This window comes from Gemmatimonadota bacterium (assembly GCA_016714015.1).
Classification (GTDB): domain Bacteria; phylum Gemmatimonadota; class Gemmatimonadetes; order Gemmatimonadales; family Gemmatimonadaceae; genus Pseudogemmatithrix.
In genome coordinates this window covers 522,643-539,077 of record JADJNZ010000004.1, presented here as the reverse complement: position 1 = coordinate 539,077, position 16,435 = coordinate 522,643, and the positions used below count along the sequence as shown (strand labels likewise).

General features: G+C 69.1%; 16 protein-coding genes. 9 read left to right on the top strand and 7 right to left on the bottom strand.

The window, feature by feature from the left end:
• Positions 1–45: 45 nt before the first annotated feature.
• Both IPJ78_09590 and murA read right to left on the bottom strand, forming a co-directional pair.
• On the bottom strand, positions 46–762 hold the full coding sequence (locus IPJ78_09590; GenBank protein MBK7906807.1) for a polyphenol oxidase family protein: 717 nt from the start codon (positions 760–762) through the stop codon (positions 46–48).
• Positions 763–779: 17 nt separating this feature from the next.
• Complete coding sequence (gene murA, locus IPJ78_09585) at positions 780–2,063, bottom strand: UDP-N-acetylglucosamine 1-carboxyvinyltransferase (GenBank protein ID MBK7906806.1); 1,284 nt, start codon at positions 2,061–2,063, stop codon at positions 780–782.
• A gap of 50 nt (positions 2,064–2,113) precedes the next feature.
• Between murA and IPJ78_09580 the strand changes: the two genes are divergently transcribed.
• Together IPJ78_09580 and IPJ78_09575 are read left to right on the top strand one after the other, a co-directional pair.
• Positions 2,114–2,671, top strand: a complete 558-nt coding sequence (locus tag IPJ78_09580; protein ID MBK7906805.1) for a hypothetical protein — start codon at positions 2,114–2,116, stop codon at positions 2,669–2,671.
• An 8-nt stretch (positions 2,672–2,679) separates the two neighbouring features.
• A complete protein-coding gene (locus IPJ78_09575) occupies positions 2,680–3,618 on the top strand; it encodes a zinc dependent phospholipase C family protein (GenBank protein MBK7906804.1) in 939 nt (312 codons plus the stop codon).
• Here IPJ78_09575 and IPJ78_09570 read toward each other — a convergent pair whose 3' ends face one another.
• Genes IPJ78_09570 through IPJ78_09560 form a run of 3 tightly spaced genes read right to left on the bottom strand, consistent with a single transcriptional unit; the run spans position 3,619 to position 7,774 of the window.
• Positions 3,619–5,904 carry a UvrD-helicase domain-containing protein gene (locus tag IPJ78_09570; GenBank protein ID MBK7906803.1) on the bottom strand — a complete coding sequence of 762 codons (2,286 nt, stop codon included), beginning with the start codon at positions 5,902–5,904 and terminating at the stop codon, positions 3,619–3,621.
• Positions 5,901–7,175: a serine--tRNA ligase gene (gene serS / locus IPJ78_09565; GenBank protein MBK7906802.1), complete on the bottom strand. Its 1,275-nt coding sequence runs from the start codon at positions 7,173–7,175 to the stop codon at positions 5,901–5,903. Before serS ends, IPJ78_09570 begins: the two co-directional genes overlap by 4 nt.
• A gap of 2 nt (positions 7,176–7,177) precedes the next feature.
• Positions 7,178–7,774, bottom strand: coding sequence for a hypothetical protein (locus tag IPJ78_09560; GenBank protein ID MBK7906801.1), 597 nt, complete (start codon positions 7,772–7,774; stop codon positions 7,178–7,180).
• Between the two features lie 101 nt (positions 7,775–7,875).
• Between IPJ78_09560 and IPJ78_09555 the strand changes: the two genes are divergently transcribed.
• The 7 genes from IPJ78_09555 to IPJ78_09525 all read left to right on the top strand — a co-directional run bounded on the left by IPJ78_09555 (position 7,876) and on the right by IPJ78_09525 (position 14,119).
• Entirely contained in the window at positions 7,876–8,229 is a 354-nt protein-coding gene (locus IPJ78_09555; protein MBK7906800.1) for a roadblock/LC7 domain-containing protein, read from the top strand.
• Positions 8,230–8,255: 26 nt separating this feature from the next.
• Positions 8,256–8,657: a response regulator gene (locus IPJ78_09550; GenBank protein MBK7906799.1), complete on the top strand. Its 402-nt coding sequence runs from the start codon at positions 8,256–8,258 to the stop codon at positions 8,655–8,657.
• A complete protein-coding gene (locus IPJ78_09545) occupies positions 8,654–9,697 on the top strand; it encodes an NTP transferase domain-containing protein (GenBank protein ID MBK7906798.1) in 1,044 nt (347 codons plus the stop codon). Before IPJ78_09550 ends, IPJ78_09545 begins: the two co-directional genes overlap by 4 nt.
• Positions 9,697–10,914: a hypothetical protein gene (locus IPJ78_09540; protein ID MBK7906797.1), complete on the top strand. Its 1,218-nt coding sequence runs from the start codon at positions 9,697–9,699 to the stop codon at positions 10,912–10,914. Before IPJ78_09545 ends, IPJ78_09540 begins: the two co-directional genes overlap by 1 nt.
• Positions 10,915–10,936: 22 nt before the next feature.
• A complete protein-coding gene (locus IPJ78_09535) occupies positions 10,937–11,749 on the top strand; it encodes an MBL fold metallo-hydrolase (protein ID MBK7906796.1) in 813 nt (270 codons plus the stop codon).
• 156 nt (positions 11,750–11,905) lie between these two features.
• Positions 11,906–13,465, top strand: a complete 1,560-nt coding sequence (locus tag IPJ78_09530) for a SulP family inorganic anion transporter (GenBank protein ID MBK7906795.1) — start codon at positions 11,906–11,908, stop codon at positions 13,463–13,465.
• 24 nt (positions 13,466–13,489) lie between these two features.
• Positions 13,490–14,119, top strand: a complete 630-nt coding sequence (locus IPJ78_09525; GenBank protein MBK7906794.1) for a carbonic anhydrase — start codon at positions 13,490–13,492, stop codon at positions 14,117–14,119.
• A 97-nt stretch (positions 14,120–14,216) separates the two neighbouring features.
• On the opposite strand, the gene groL is transcribed toward IPJ78_09525, so the two are convergent.
• Together groL and groES are read right to left on the bottom strand one after the other, a co-directional pair.
• Positions 14,217–15,848 carry a chaperonin GroEL gene (groL, locus tag IPJ78_09520; protein MBK7906793.1) on the bottom strand — a complete coding sequence of 544 codons (1,632 nt, stop codon included), beginning with the start codon at positions 15,846–15,848 and terminating at the stop codon, positions 14,217–14,219.
• A 25-nt stretch (positions 15,849–15,873) separates the two neighbouring features.
• Positions 15,874–16,182 carry a co-chaperone GroES gene (gene groES / locus IPJ78_09515; protein MBK7906792.1) on the bottom strand — a complete coding sequence of 103 codons (309 nt, stop codon included), beginning with the start codon at positions 16,180–16,182 and terminating at the stop codon, positions 15,874–15,876.
• Positions 16,183–16,435: the final 253 nt, after the last annotated feature.

The window sequence follows — 16,435 nt, the reverse complement described above, 5'->3', positions numbered from 1 at the left end:
TTGCTGCGGACCGGAATGGCTCAGCAGAAGCAACCTACCGTCCGGCTAGGGGGCCGTCAAGGATGGCGCGACGATCACGGCGACCTGTCGACCGGCATCTCCGGCGCGATGCGAGAAGAGTCGATCGTTGTCGCACCGGGTGCATTCGCCGCTCGCGGTCCACTGCCGGACCCCGAGCGCCTTGGCCTGCTCGGCGAGCAGCGCCCGCAGATCCACATGACGAGGCTGGCGGGTCTCCCACCCGGTCAGCTGCTCGTACACGTCGGGTCCGACCTGGTAGCAGCGCCCGCAGATCGACGGTCCCATGTGGATCACGAGCTCTTCAGCCGCGAGCCCGAGCGCCGTGAACGCCTCGATCGTCTCGCCGAGGATCCCGCCTGCGACCCCACGCCAGCCGGCGTGCACCGCGGCGACGACCCCAGAGCGGTGGGCGACGAAGATCGGCACGCAATCAGCGATGGTGACTGCGGCGGCGCCGCCGGCCGCGAGCACATGGGCGTCGGTACCATCGACCCGAACCCATCCCTCCCACTGGTCGCGATGCACGAGCACACGAGTGCCGTGGACCTGTCGCGCGGAGGCGAGGCGCGGGGCGCCCTGCGCGGCGAGGGCGCGCTGCAATGCATGCCATCGCGCGGTCGCGGCGACGTCCTCCCCCTGCTCGGGCAAGCCGTAGCTCCCGGCCTCGCGCGTCGTGATGAAGGCGTGCACGCCGATGGCCGCCATGGAGGGCACGGCGAGGTGGGGTGGCAGCGCGGGCACCGTCAACATCCGGTCGTTCAGGCGACCCGCACGATGGACGCCCCGAGCGCATTGAGCCGCTCATCGATGCGCTCGTAGCCGCGCTCGATCTGCCCGATGTTGTTGATGGTGCTCGTGCCCTTGGCACAGAGCGCGGCGATGAGCATCGCCATGCCGGCGCGGATATCGGGACTCTCCACGGTCGCCCCGCGGAGCGTCGTGGGACCGCTCACCAGCGCGCGGTGCGGGTCGCAGAGCACGATCCGCGCGCCCATGCCCACGAGCTTGTCGACGAAGAACATGCGCGATTCGAACATCTTCTCGTGCATGAGGATGATGCCGTCGCACTGCGTGGCCGTGACGATGGCGATCGACATCACATCGGCCGGGAACGCCGGCCAAGGCTGGTCCTCGAGCTTCGGCACGGCCCCGCCGAGGTCGGAGCGGATCCGCATCTCCTGCCCGTCTGGTACGTAGAGGTCGGGGCCGCGGATCTCGGTGTCCACGCCGAGCCGCTGGAACCCGAGCCGCACCGACCGCAGGTGCTCGACCCCGGCGTTCGCGATGGTGAGCGCCGAGCGCGTGACGGCGGCGAGCCCGATGAACGAGCCGACCTCGATGTGGTCGGGGCCGATCCGGTGCGTGCACCCGTGGAGTCGCGCGCCCCCCTCGATCGTGAGGACGTTGGAGCCGATGCCGGCGATCGTCGCACCCATGGCGACGAGCATTCGGCAGAGATCCTGGACGTGCGGCTCGCTCGCGGCGTTGTGGAGCACCGTGGTGCCCTTCGCGGCGACCGCGGCCATGATCGCGTTCTCCGTACCGGTGACGCTCGGCTCGTCGAGGAAGATGTCCGCGCCGACCAGTCCCTTGGTGCGGAAGGTGATCCGCTCACCGAACTCGTGCGCCGCCCCCATCGCCTCGAGCGCGAGGAAGTGCGTGTCGAGGCGCCGGCGACCGATCACGTCGCCGCCCGGCGGGGCGAGCGTGACCATCCCGGCGCGCGCGAGCAGGGGCGCCGCGAGCAGGATGGAGGCACGAATGCGCTTGCAGAGCTCGGCGTCGAGCGTGTCGCCGCGAACGGCTCGTGCCGTGATCCGGAGCGTGTTCGGGCCCGTCCACGCGGCGGTCGCCCCCGATTGGCGGACGAGCTGGATCAGGCTCTCGATGTCGCGGATGCGCGGCACGTTCTCAAGTGTCACCGGCTCCTCGGTGAGGAGGGCGGCGCAGACGATCGGGAGCGCGGCGTTCTTGTTGCCGGTGGGCGTGATCGATCCCTTGAGGGTCCGGCCACCTTCGACGATGAACTGAGGCGATGACATATCCGGGAATATACGCTTGACGCCATCGCCACGACGAGAGACCATTCGACATGAACCTGCTCCTCCAACTCGCCGTCGCCGCCGACACCGTCCTGGTGCGGAACGTCCCGCCCGCGCGCACGGCATTCGAGCAGTTGGTGTTCGTGACCTCCGGCCTCACGTCGATCCTCCTCTTCCTGCTCGTCTGTGTCCTGGTCGTGGGAATGCTCGTGCTCCGCGCCAAGGCGGACGAGGTGCAGGGGAAGCTCGACACGCTCATCGCCGAGCTCTCGCCGATGGCACGCAACGCCACGGAGATGTCGGCCGAGGTGCGCGCGGTGGCGCAGAACGTGAACGCGATGGTCGCCGAGTCGCGGGCGACGGTCACGGTCGTGAATGAGCGGGTGCGCGCGACGGTCGTGAAGCTGACCGACGAGGTCGATCAGCTGAGCGCGATGGTGGGGCGCGTGAACGCGTCGGCGGAGAAGATTTCGGTCGTCGCATCGACGACCATCGCGGGGCTCAAGGTCGGGGCGAGCGCCCTCGGGTTCGGCAAACCGACCCGCAAGGCGAAGAAGCCGCGCGTCGCGGGCGCCGAGGAGCGCCCACGCCTCCGTCGGCGGGACTGAGGTCCGGCATGCGGCCGCTCGCCGGATCGGCCGTCGCCGCGGTCCTGCTCCTCGCTCTGTTCCCGACGGACGCCTGGGCTTGGACGCCCGGCACGCACATCCTCATCGGCGAGACCCTGCTCCGATCGGCGGACGTCCTGCTCCCTGCCGGGATGGCGGCCCTCCTGAGGGCCTTCCCTTACGACTTCCTCTACGGGTCGATCGCGGCCGACACCAGCTTCGCCAAGCGCTATGCGCGCGTCGGACGCCACTGCCACAACTGGAACGTCGCCTATGACATCCTCGACCGCGCCCGGGACGATTCGCTGCGCGCGTTCAGCTACGGCTATCTCGCCCACCTGAGCGCGGATGTCATCGCGCACAATCACTTCGTCCCGCACCAGCTCGCGATCACGACGAGCAGCTCCGGCGCGGGCCACAGCTACTGGGAGAGTCGGTTCGAGACGGCGACCGGTGACCAGTGGGCGCGGCGCGCGCGCGAGGTGATCCTGCTCGACCACCAGCGCGCGGACGAGCACCTCGACCGCATCCTGAGCCCGACCATCTTCAGTACCCGCACGAACCGCCGGATCTTCCGCGGGATGGTCACCGTGACCGACCTCGGCTCCTGGCAGAGACTGATGGCGGTGGCGGCGGAGCGGAGCCGGTATCCGTTGCGCGATGCGACCGTCGCGGCGCATCTCGATCGGGCGTTCGACTACGTGGTCGATTTCCTGGTTCGCGGCGAGCAGAGCGCGCCCCGTGGTTTCGACCCTAGCGGTGAGGAAGCACTGCGGGACGCGAAGCGACTCCGAAAGGAGGCGTTGGCGGTCGGGGGCGAGCGCGGCGCGCGACGCGAAGCGGCAGATCGATTCGGCTTGAAGGGCGAGCCGCTGGGGTGGACCTCCCGGCTCCCTGCACCGCTGCACGTGCCGCGGCCGACGTCGGAGGCCGGCGCCCTCGGCTGATCAGTCGAAGCCGCGCGTGAGCCCGGCGAAGGCGATGACGAGGCGCTTCCGGCCGACCTCCTCATCGTCGAAGTCCACGGTGACCTTCGCATCCTTCCCGCCACCGCTGACCTCCGCGATGGTGCCGGACCCGAACTTCGCATGCGCGACACGCTCGCCCTTCACGAAATTCGGGAGGTCCTGCGAGGCCTCCTCGTCCTGCACGAAACTCGAGATCCGGTCCCCTTCGTGCGCGGACCAGACGGCTCGTTTGGCACGCGCGAACGACTGGACGCCCTCATCGCGCCAGGGGCGGCTGCTCTCCCCACCTCCGCTGGACGGATGCGGGGAGGCGAGGCGCGCAGAGCCGCGGAGACGCACGGTCGCCCTTCGCTCGAAGTGGTGCGGCGCGAGCCCGCGGAGGAAGCTCGAGATGATGCTCGGCAACAGCTCGCCGTTGCGGCGGCGCTGGTGCGCCCAGGCGAGCAGTAGTCGTTCCCCGGCGCGCGTGATGGCGACGTAGAGTAGGCGCCGCTCCTCCTCGAGCGCCGCGGGGTCACTCAGCGTCCGCGAGAGGGGGAAGAGCCCGTCCTCGAGGCCGGTGACGCAGACCATGGGCCATTCGAGTCCCTTGGCCGTGTGGACGGTCATCATGGTGACCGCGTCGGCCTCGGGCCCCAGCTGGTCGAGACCGGTGACGAGTGTCGCGCGCTGGAGGAAGTGGTCGAGAGGCCGCAGGCCCACCTCGCCACCATCCTCGATGATGACCTCGGCCGCCGAGGTGACCAGTTCGCGCACGTTGTCGAGGCGCTCGAGCCCCTCGGGGCCCTCGTTCCGGAGCGCCGTGTCGTATCCGACCGCGGTGATGAGCTGGAGGAGCAGCTGGTCGACGCTCGCATCGACGGCGATCGCGCGGAAGCGGTCGACGGTCGCGGCGAGATCAAGCAGTGCGGTCCGCGCGGCGGGGCGGACACCGGGGAGCGACTCGACGCGGCGTGCCTGCTCGAGCAGCGAGAGGCGGTGGGCCTGTGCCTCGGACGCGAGCAGGTCGATGGTGGTGTCGCCGACGCCGCGCCTGGGCGCGGTCAGGGCGCGGCGGAAGGCCTCGTCGTCCGCAGGATTGGCGATGAGCCGGAGCCAGGCGACCAGGTCCTTGATCTCGCGCCGATCGTAGAAGCGCACCGCGCCGACGAGCCGATACGGCATGCTCTGCTTCCGCATCGCCTCTTCCATCGACCGCGACTGCGCGTTGGTGCGGTAGAGGATCGCGCAGTCGCGCAGCGTCCCGCGCGACCCGCGCCACTGCTGGATGGCCTCGACGATCGCGTCGGCCTCGTCGCGATCGTCGGCGGCCTCGAGGAGGATGACCTTCTCGCCGCCGGCACGCGTCGGACGCAACGTCTTGCCGCGCCGGGCCTCGTTCAGCGAGATCACCTCGTTGGCGAGTTCGAGGATCGGCGCGGTCGAGCGATAGTTCTCCTCGAGCCGCACCACCTGGGCCGACGGGAAGTCGCGCTCGAAATCGAGGATGTTCCGGATGTCCGCCCCGCGCCAGCCGTAGATCGCCTGATCGTCGTCGCCGACGACGCAGACGTTGCCATGGCGGCCGCCGATGAGGCGCACGAACTCGTACTGCGCGCGATTGGTGTCCTGATACTCGTCGACGAGCACGTGCTGGAAGCGCCCCTCTAGCCGCTCGCGGACGTGCGCCTGCTCGCGCAGGATGCGGACGGGCAGGACGAGGAGGTCGTCGAAGCTCACGGCGTTCGCGAGGCGCATGGCCGGCTCGAGCTCGCGATAGACCTGTGCGGCGGCCTGCGCGAGCGGCGTGCGCGCCAGGGCCTCGAACTCGGCGGGTTCGACCAGTGCGTTCTTCGCCGAAGAGATCTCGTGGACAATGGTCTTGGGCGCGAACTGCTTGGGGTCGATCCGGAGCCGCTCGACGATGCGTTTCACGACGGCGAGGGTGTCATCCTCGTCGTAGATGGTGTACTCGGGCGTGCGCCCCACCAGGTCGGCGTACATGCGCAACAGTCGCGCGCCGATGCCGTGGAAGGTGCCGATCCACATGCCGGCCGGATCGCGACCGAGGAACCGGCCCACGCGCTCACGCATCTCGCCGGCCGCCTTGTTGGTGAACGTCACCGCGAGGATCGCCTGCGGCGGGACGGCGTGCACGTCGATGAGGCGGGCGATGCGCGCCGTCAGGACGCGGGTCTTGCCGGAACCGGCGCCGGCAACCACAAGGAGCGGCCCCTCGTGGTGCTCGACCGCGGCCTGCTGGGCGGGATTGAGGCGACTCGTCACGCGAGGCGGTCCACGCCCAGCAACGGGCGCAGCGCCTCGGGGACGACGATGGTGCCGTCCGGCTGCTGATAGTGCTCGAGTATCGCGGCGAAGATCCGCGGGAAGGCCAGCCCCGAGCCATTCAGTGTGTGCACGAACCTCGGCTTTTCCCCCGCGGACGGGCGATACCGGATGTTCGCGCGTCGCGCCTGGAAGTCGGTGAAGACCGAGCAGCTCGAGACCTCGAGCCACTTCCCCACCCCGGGAGCGAAGACCTCGAGGTCGTACGTCTTGGCACTCGAGAATCCGGTGTCGCCGGCCGCGAGGAGCACCACCCGATACGGCAGACCAAGGCGCTGGAGCACCGACTCGGCGTGTCCGAGGAGCTTCTCGAGCTCCGCCTCGGACTGCTCCGGCGTCGCGTAGCGCACCAGTTCGACCTTGTCGAACTCGTGCACACGGAGGACGCCGCGCGTGTCCTTGCCCGCCGAGCCCGCCTCGCGACGGAAGCAGGGGCTGTAGGCGCAGAGCGCCTTGGGGAGCTCCTCCGCCGAGAGGATCTCGTCGCGATAGAGATTCGTGACCGGCACCTCGGCCGTCGGGATGAGGAACAGCTCCTCGTCCCGGAGCGCGTACATGTCGTCCTCGAACTTGGGGAGCTGGCCGGTGCCGATCATCGAGGCACGGTTCACGACGACCGGGACCCAGACCTCTTCGTACCCGAACTCGCCGGTGTGGAGGTCGAGCATCGCGTTCATGAAGCTGCGGATCATCCGCGCGCCCTTGCCGCGATAGACGATGAAGCCCGACCCAGCGACCTTCGCGCCACGCTCGAGGTCTAGCAGCCCGAGTTGCGCGCCCACCTCCCAGTGCGGCCGAACGCTCTCGGCGGCCCTCGGCTCCCCCCAGGTGCGGACGACGCGGTTCTGCGACTCGTCCCCCTCCGGCACGTCCCCGAGCGGGATGTTGGGGATGCCGAGGAGCAGTTCGTCGAGGCGCGCCTGCAACGGTGCGAGTTCCGCCTCGATGCGCGCGATCTCCTCGCCCAGCGCGCGCGACTCCGCGAGTTGGGCCTCGGCATCCGCCTTCGCCTTCTTGAGCCGGCCGACCTCCTGCGTCACGGCGTTTCGGCGCGCCTTCTTCTCCTCGACGGCCGTTATGGCCGCCCGGCGCGCCTTGTCGAGACGCTCGGCTTCGTCGATGTCCCCAGCGTACTGGGCGAGCTTGCCGCGGCGGCGCATGCCATCGCGCAGCTGTTCGATCTGGTCCCGGATCAGGCGCAGGTCGTGCACGATCAGAACTCCGGGACGCCGCTCAGGAAGGACCGGAAGCCGCAGTTCGGGTTGATGCGCGCAGAGAGCTTCATCCGACGCTCGGCAGGGATGACCGAGTCGACCACGAACTTGGCATACACGACCTGTTGGAGGTCGTACTGGCAGTAAAGCGTGTTGACCTTCACGAGGAACGACTGGCCCTCATTGACCGTGAGGGCACTGTCCGCCTGCCACCCCGACTTCGGCGCCTCGACGATCGTGTTGTATGTCCCGACACCACGCTGGAACTCGATCACGCGCGTCCCGGAGATCGGCGAGACGACCGTTCCGACCGGGAGAACGGTCACACGCCCGCTCGCATCGATGTCGAAGGCGAGGTCGAAGGAGCCTGCCGCGTCGAGTCGCACCGCCGTCGCCTGCGGAACGAGCACAGCCGTCGGGTAGCTGGCGGGCGCACCGTCGAGCGCCCACAGCTCGAACGTGACGTCCACGTTCGGGTACTGCGCCGTGATCTTGAACGGGTCGTCACAGCCGACGGCCCCCGCGAGGAGGGCGAGGGTCGAGACGATGAGGCCGCGGCGCGAGCGCCGCGCGAGGTGATTCGGGAAGGTCGTCACAGTGCTGGAAGCTAACGGGATGAGGGGGAACGCGACAAGCGAAACCTGCTTGACTTCACTCTGTCGGTAGGTACACTTCGGCAACCTTTGCCGGAGCGGCGATGCCCACCATTCGCGACCTCGTCGCGGCCATCCGACGCCGGGACGGCATCGATGCCGCCGTCGTGCTGGGACGAGACGGCCTGTTGATCGATCACCTGGCGGACGCCGGCCTCGACGCCGAGAGCATCGCGGCGCACGTGCCGTCGATCCTCTCCCACGCCGACGAACTGGCCGGCGCCGCCGGTCAGGGCCACCTGATGACGGCAGTCCATGAGCACGTCGGCGGGACCGCCGTGATCGCGGCGATGTCCGCTGATGCGGTCCTGCTGGTCCTCCTCAAGCCCTCGGCGGACGTCGGTGCCCTGTTGTTCGACCTCCGTCGCCACCGCGCCAACATCGCGGCGCTGGCCTGACCGTTCCTTCTTCCCCGCCGACGGCCGTGAGTTCCCTCGCCGCCACCGGGCCGCTCCGTGTGCTCGTCGCCGATGACGAGCCGCACATCGGACGGATCATCAAGACCAAGCTCGAACAGGGTCCCTTCGCCGTCACGCTGGTCTACGACGGCGCGGAGGCTCTATCGGAGCTCGAGCGGGATCCCCAGATCAGGCTGCTGATCCTCGACCTGATGATGCCGCTGGTGAGCGGACTCGAGGTCCTCGAGCGCGTGCGCGCCGATGCGCGGTGGCGCTCCCTGCCCTGCCTCATTCTGACCGCCGCCGGGCAGGATCACCACGAGGCCGAAGCCCGGCGTCGCGGCGCGGATGACTTCATGACCAAGCCGTTCAGCCCGAAGCGCCTCCTCGCACGAGCGGCCGACCTTACGAAAGAGGGGACCTCGTGACGCCGCCACTCTTCGCCGTCGTCCTGGCTGGCGGCGTCGGTTCGCGCTTCTGGCCGCTCAGCACGCCGGAGCGCCCCAAGCAGCTCCTGCCGCTCATCACGGCCCAGTCGATGCTCTCCGAGACGGTCGAGCGGCTGGTGCCGCTCGTGGGACGCGAGCGGGTGCTGATCCTCACGAGCGAGCGATTGCGCGACCCGATCCTCGCGGCGCTCCCAGGGCTGACGTCGTCGCAACTGCTGCTCGAACCCCGACCCGCCGGCACCGCGGCGGCGCTGACCTGGGCGGCCGCGCAGGTCGTCGCCCTCGGCGGCCCCGATGCCCGGATGCTCTGCGTACATGCGGACTGGTCCATCCGGGACCCCGAGCGCTTCCGCGAGACCCTCGCTCGCGCGGCGGAGGTGGCGGCGTCGCGCATGGCGCTCGCGACCGTCGGCATCGTCCCGTCGCGCCCGGACCCGGGCTTCGGCTACATCCAGCCCGGCGAGACGCTTCCCGACGGGGCACGGCGAGTGGCGCGATTCGTCGAGAAGCCCGACCGCTCCCGCGCGGCGCAGATGGTCGCCGACGGCTTCCTCTGGAACTCGGGGATCTTCGCGTGGCGCGCCCAGGACCTGCTCGACGAGGTGCGCGCGGTGACGCCGGAACTGGCCGGCGCGCTCGCGCGCATCCCTGATGGAGCGGCCGCCTTCTTCGGTGCCGTGGCGACGAGCGTGAGCATCGACGTCGGGGTGCTCGAGCGGAGCCAGCGTGTGCTCGTGCTCGCCGGCGACTTCGGGTGGGACGACGTGGGGACGTGGAGCGCGCTGCAGCGCGTGCGCGCACATGACGCGGACGGGAACGCGAGCCACGGGCGCGTGATCACGCGCGATGCGAACGGGAACGTGGTGCACGCTGAGGGGAGCGCGGTCGTGCTCTACGGCGTGCGCGACCTCGTGGTGGTGGTGCGCGATGGCGTCACACTCGTCACGACCGTCGACCGTGCCACGGACCTGAAGGCGCTGGTCGAGGGACTCCCCCCGGACCTGCGCGACCTCCGCTGATGTCTCTGGTCCTCTACGACGATCGCGCCGCACGGGCCTTCGAGCCGTTCGCGCTCACCCGCCCCGCGAGCGAGTTGCGCACCGGCGGCGAGATCACGCGCCGCCGCTGGGAGCAGGTGCTCGGCGCGACCGCCACGGGCTTCGTCGGGGCCGCGCACCTCGCGCGGTTCGAGGAACTGGACGCCCCGCCGGCGGTGTCCGGGCCGCTGGCGCCGGGCACCTGGCTGGTGAATGCGCGGTGCGCCCCCGTCCTGACGGCCCGCATCGATGCCGCCAGGCGCGTGGTCCGCGTCGGCGGGCGCGTCGCGGCCATCCGACTGCCCGCCGCGTTGCCTCTCGAGCGGATCGCGGCCGGTGACACGACCCTCGACGCGCTCGCGAGCGCCCACGCGTCCGGGATCGAGACCGCCGGCACCGACGCGACCGTGGATGGGTGGTGGGTGGATCAGGTGTGGGACCTCATCCGGCATCTGAACCTCATGCTCACTTCCGATGCGCTCGCGTGGTCGCCAGCGACGCTCGAAGTACCGCCCCACGTGACGGTGCTGGGGGCGCACCCCGTCCACATCGACATCTCGGCCCATGTCGAACCGTTGGTGGTGATCGATGCCACCGCGGGGCCGGTGCTCGTGCGGCGCGGGGCGACCGTCCAGGCCTTCACGCGTCTCGTGGGTCCGTGCATCATCGGCGAGGGCGCCACGGTGAGCGGCGGGCGCGTGGCCGCCTGCAGCATCGGGGAGCGCGTGAAGGTGAATGGCGAGATCAGTTCGACCATCATGATCGGCCACTGCAACAAGGGGCACGACGGTTTCGTCGGCCACTCGGTGATCGGCCGGTGGGCGAATCTCGGCGCGAACACCGTGACGAGTAACCTCAAGAACTCGTACGGCACCGTGCAGCTGTGGACACCTCGGGGGGTCGAGGAGACAGGCCTCCAGTTCCTCGGCTCGATGATCGGCGATCACGTGAAGACGGGCATCGGGACCCGCCTGACCACCGGGTGCGTGCTGGGGGCCGGGGCGAACGTCTTCGGCACCGCGATGCCGCCCAAGGCGGTCGCCCCCTTCGCCTGGGGCGAGGCGCCGGCCTGGGGCACCTTCGCGCTCGACAAGTTCCTCGAGGTCACGCAGCGCGTGATGGCGCGTCGCGACGTCGCGCTCGGCGAGGGGATGCGCGATTGCCTGACCGCGGCATACGCGGCGCGCTGGTCCGCCTGACAACGCGCCAGGGCCGCGGTCGATGAGAGGATGGACACTCGGCAGCGGGAGCTCCGGGAACGCCCTGCTGCTCGAGAGCGGTGCGCACCGGATCCTCGTCGACTGCGGATTCGGCCCGCGGGCGCTCGCCACGCGGCTCAAGGCGATCGACGTCGCACCGGAATCGATCAGCGCCCTGCTCGTCACGCACGAGCACGTGGACCATGCGCAGGGCGCGGAGCGCGCGCAGAAGAAGTGGCGCTGGCCGGTGATCAGTTCCGCCGGTACACTGGGAACCCTTCGCGAGATCGAGGCGCGCTGGCGTCGGCCGATCGCGCCCGGGACGACGCTCGTGATCGACGGGTTCTCGATCGAGGCCGTCGCCATCCCGCATGACGCGACGGCACCGTTGGCATTCGCGATCACCGCGACCGCGAGCGGTGCCCGCGTGGGGGTCGCGCACGACCTCGGGGCGGTCCCGGAGGCACTGCGGCGCGTGTTCGCGCGATGCGACGCCCTTTGCCTCGAAGCGAACCACGACCTCGAGATGCTCCGGGCCGGTCCCTACCCGGCGTCGCTCAAGCAGCGCATCCGCGGGGGCCGGGGGCACATCGGGAATGCGGAGTCCGCGTCGCTCGCGGCGGAACTCGCCGGTCCCTCGCTCAGGGCCGTGACGCTCCTGCACCTGAGCGAGACGAACAACACGCCCGCGCTCGCCGAGCGGGCGGTGGGCGCCGCGCTTCGAGGAGCCGGGTATCGCGGCCCGGTTCGGTCGGCGGCGCGGCGCGCTCCCGAAGAGGCGTTCTGGCTCGGTGCACGCCCGTCGGTGAGCGTGCAGCTGAGCCTGGGAGTCTGACCCCAAGGGCGCGTCGCCGCGCGCAAGGCGTGGGCAATCGGGAGCACTTCACTTTGATATGTCCGTCCGCTAGTCTCCCCGCATCCGAACGTCACGCCAGCAAGGCGTGATCCACACCCGCTCCGATCGAGCTGTTCGACCGGTCTGAGGAGGACCATGCCCGAGCACCCGTCCGACCCGCATTCGATCCAGTGGCGACACGACGCGCCGGCGTCCGTCGTCGTGTTCCTCGTCGCTCTTCCGCTCTGTCTGGGCGTCGCGCTGGCGTCCGGCGCGCCGCCATTCGCCGGCGTCCTCGCGGGGATCATCGGTGGCCTCGTCGTCGCCCCCTTGAGCGGTTCCGCGCTGATGGTGAGCGGCCCTGCGGCCGGCCTGACCGCGATCGTGTTCGCCGCGATCACGGAGCTGAAGGATTATCGCGCGTTCCTGCTCGCGGTCGTGATCGGCGGTGGCGTGCAACTGGTGCTGGCCGCGATCCGGGCGGGCATCATCGGCTACTACTTCCCCTCGGCGGTGATCAAGGGGATGCTCTCGGCGATCGGCCTCGTGCTGATCCTGAAGCAGTTGCCGCACGCCGTCGGCTACGACGCCGACAGCATGGGCGACGAGACGTTCCGGCAGGCGAATGCGGAGAACACCTTCAGCGGCCTCTCGCACGCGCTCGATGCGATGGAGCCCGGGGCGGTGCTCATCGCGCTCGTCTCGCTCGTCGTGCTCTTCGGCTGGGCCGCGACGCCGCTCGCGAAGGTACGGCTCTTCCCTGCCCCCCTCGCCGTGGTGGTCCTGGGGACGGGGCTGAATGCGCTCTTCGCCTCGCTCGCTCCGTCGTGGGTGCTCGCGCCGACGCACCTGGTGGGATTGCCCGTCCCGGCCGCCGCGGCGGAGTGGATGCAACAGTTCTCCTTCCCGGCGTGGGGCGCGATCACCTCGGGCGCCGTCTGGCGCATCGGCCTGACACTGGGCATCGTCGCCTCGCTGGAGACGCTGCTCTCCCTGGAGGCGACGGACAAGATGGACCCCTTCAAGCGCGAGGCTCCCCCGAACCGGGAGCTGCTCGCGCAAGGGATCGGGAACACGCTGTCAGGGCTGATCGGCGGGCTGCCGCTGACCGGCGTCATCGTGCGGTCCGCGGCGAATGTCTCGGCGGGGGCGCGCACCCGATGGTCGGCGATCCTGCATGGCGTGTTGCTGCTCGTGGCGGTGGTGGTGATCCCCCGGTTCCTGAACCTGATCCCGCTGGCGGCGCTCGCCGCGATCCTGTTGCACACCGGATACAAGCTCGCACATCCCTCGATCCTCCGGTCGATGATCCGGCTCGGGCGATCGCAGTGGGTACCGTACGTGATTACGATCGTGGCGATCCTCCTGACGGACTTGCTCGTGGGCATCGCGATCGGCATGACGGTGGGCGTGTTCATCATCCTGCGGGACACGCTCCTCAACCCGCCGTTCACGGTGGTGAGTCCGGCGGGTGCCGTGCTGCGGCGGTGGCAGCTGCACGACCACGTGAACTTCCTCAACAAGGCGGCCCTCCTGAGCGAACTCGAAGGGTTGCCCCCCGGGTCGCGCGTGGAGATCGACGGCCGACTGGTACGCCGATTCGACGCCGACGCCCTCGAGGTGCTGCACCAGTTCTCGGACACCGCGCAGCTCCGGAACATCGACTACCGCTTGGTGGCGATCCCGCCGCGCCCGCTCGCCGCTGGCGCACACTGACCCGACCTCACCCCGGAAGGCCCCGTGAAGTACTACCAGAAGCTGTTGCAGAACAACGTCGAGTGGGCGCAGGAGATGGTGAAGGAGGACCCGAATTTCTTCGCGAAGCGCGAGGCGGCGCAGACGCCGCACTACCTCGTGATCGGATGCTCGGACAGCCGCGTGCCCCTCGAACTGATGACGGGTGCGCTCCCGGGCGAGATGTTCGTGCACCGCAACATCGGCAATCAAGTGTGGGAGACGGACCTGAACGTGCTGTCGGTGGTGCAGTTCGCGGTGAACGTGCTGGACGTGGAGCATGTCATCGTGTGCGGCCACTCGAACTGCGGTGCCCTCAAAGCCGCCGAGGGACCGTTGTCCAACGGCCTGATCGACCATTGGCTGTCGGACATCCGTGACATCATCCGGTGGCACCGGACCGAACTCGACGCGACGAAGGACCACGAGGAGCGCCTGCACCGTCTGTCTCACCTGAACGTGATGCAGCAGGTGGGTGTGCTGAGCCGGACGTCGATCATCCAGGACGCGTGGTCCCGCGGTCGCCGCCCGATGCTGCACGGCTGGGTCTACGACATCGGCTCGGGCCTGATCGAGCGCGTCGTGGAGGGCGTGGACTCCGCTGAGCGGGCGAACGCGGTGCTGCCGAAGAACTGATCGCACCACGACGGCAGCGACCCGTGGCGCGAACGCAAGGAGCGGCCCGACCGGAATCCGGTCGGGCCGCTCTTCGTACTGCCTGCTTCGTTCTGCCTTAGTACATCCCGCCCATGCCACCGCCCGGCGCGGCCGGGGCAGCGGACTCCTTCTCCTTCTTCTCCACGATGAGGCACTCGGTGGTGAGGAGGAGCGAGGCGATCGACGCGGCATTCTGGAGCGCCGTGCGGGTCACCTTCGTCGGGTCGATGACGCCGGCGAGGACGAGGTCCTCGTAGGTGTCGGAGAAGGCGTTGTAGCCGAAGTTCTTGTCCTTCGACGCGCGGACCTTCTCGACGACGATCGAGCCCTCGCCGCCGGCGTTCTGGACGATCATGCGGATGGGCTCCTCGACGGCGCGACGGATGATGTCGACGCCGATCTGCTCGTCATGGTCGAGCTTGATGCCCTTGAGCGCGGCCTGCGCGCGGATGAGCGCCACGCCGCCGCCCGGGACGATGCCCTCCTCGACCGCAGCACGGGTCGCATGGAGCGCATCCTCGACGCGCGCCTTCTTCTCCTTCATCTCGCTCTCGGTCGCCGCGCCGACGTTGATCACCGCCACGCCGCCCGCGAGCTTCGCCTTGCGCTCCTGGAGCTTCTCCTTGTCGTAGTCGCTCGTCGACTTCTCGACCGCGACCTCGATCTCCTTGATGCGCCCCTTGATCTTGTCGTCGTCGCCGTGGCCGTCGATGACCGTCGTGTTGTCCTTGTCGACGACGATGCGCTTGGCGCGGCCGAGGTCGGTGATCACGGCGTTCTCGAGCTTGAAGCCGACTTCCTCGGAGATGACGTTGCCCTTGGTGAGGACCGCGATGTCCTCGAGCATCGCCTTGCGACGGTCGCCGAAGCCCGGCGCCTTCACGGCGCAGACGCGGAGCGTGCCGCGCAGCTTGTTGACGACGATCGTGGCGAGGGCCTCGCCCTCGATGTCCTCGGCGATGATCAGGAGCGGCTTGCCGGTCTGCGCGACCTTCTCGAGCACCGGGAGCAGGTCCTTCATGGAGCCGATCTTCTTGTCATGAATGAGGATGTAGGCGTCCTCGAGGACGGCTTCCATCTTCTCCGGATCGGTGATGAAGTACGGCGAGAGGTAGCCGCGGTCGAACTGCATGCCGTCGACCGTCTCGAGCGTGGTCTCGAGGCCTTTGGCCTCCTCGACCGTGATGACGCCGTCCTTGCCGACCTTCTCCATCGCTTCGCTGATCAGGTTGCCGATCTCGGGGTCGTTGTTCGCCGAGATGGTGCCGACCTGCGCGATCTCCTTCTTGCCCGACGTCGGGACGGAGAGCTTCTTGAGCTCCTCGACGATCGCGCTGACCGCCTTGTCGACGCCGCGCTTGATGGCCATCGGATTCGCGCCGGCCGTCACGTTCTTGAGGCCTTCGCGGAAGATCGCCTGCGCGAGCACCGTCGCGGTCGTCGTGCCGTCGCCGGCGAGGTCGGACGTCTTGGTCGCCACTTCCTTCACCATCTGGGCGCCCATGTTCTCGATCGGGTCGGCCAGCTCGATCTCCTTCGCGACGGTCACGCCGTCCTTGGTGACGGTCGGGGCGCCGAACTTCTTGTCGATGACGACGTTGCGGCCCTTGGGACCGAGGGTGACCTTCACCGCCTCGGCGAGCTGATCGACGCCGCGCTTGAGTGCCGCGCGCGCGTCGACGTTGAAATGGAGTTCCTTCGCTGCCATGTGTGGATCCCTCTGGATGATGGAGTTAGTTGACGACGGCGAGGATGTCGGACTCGCGCAGGATCAGGAGCTGCTCGCCCTCGATCGTGACCTCGGTGCCCGAGTACTTGCCGTAGAGGACCTTGTCGCCGGCCTTCACTTCCATCGGGACGCGCTTGCCGTCCTCGGTGCGGCCCGGGCCCACGGCGATCACCTCACCCTGCTGCGGCTTCTCCTTCGCCGTGTCGGGGATGTACAGGCCACCGCGCATCTGCTCGGTTTCCTCGATCGCCTTCACGACCACACGGTCGGAGAGCGGCGCGACCTTGTTCGCGGCTGCAGTCTTCGCTGCCATGGATATCGATCCTCGTGCTAGGGTTGGAGTGATGAGAACCACGTTGGCACTCACGGAGCTGGAGTGCTAACAACATCCTAAGGTACGATCAAGCGCCGGGCCAGACAACCCCCGATCCCCCGAATGCCTGAACGACATAAGTATATGTATGCGATACGGTTACACTGCTAGTCTCGCCTGCCGTTCCGGCCGACCGTTTCGCGCCATCTTGGACGAGACTGCCGCCAAGATGACGGGCCGCCGACGCTGCGAG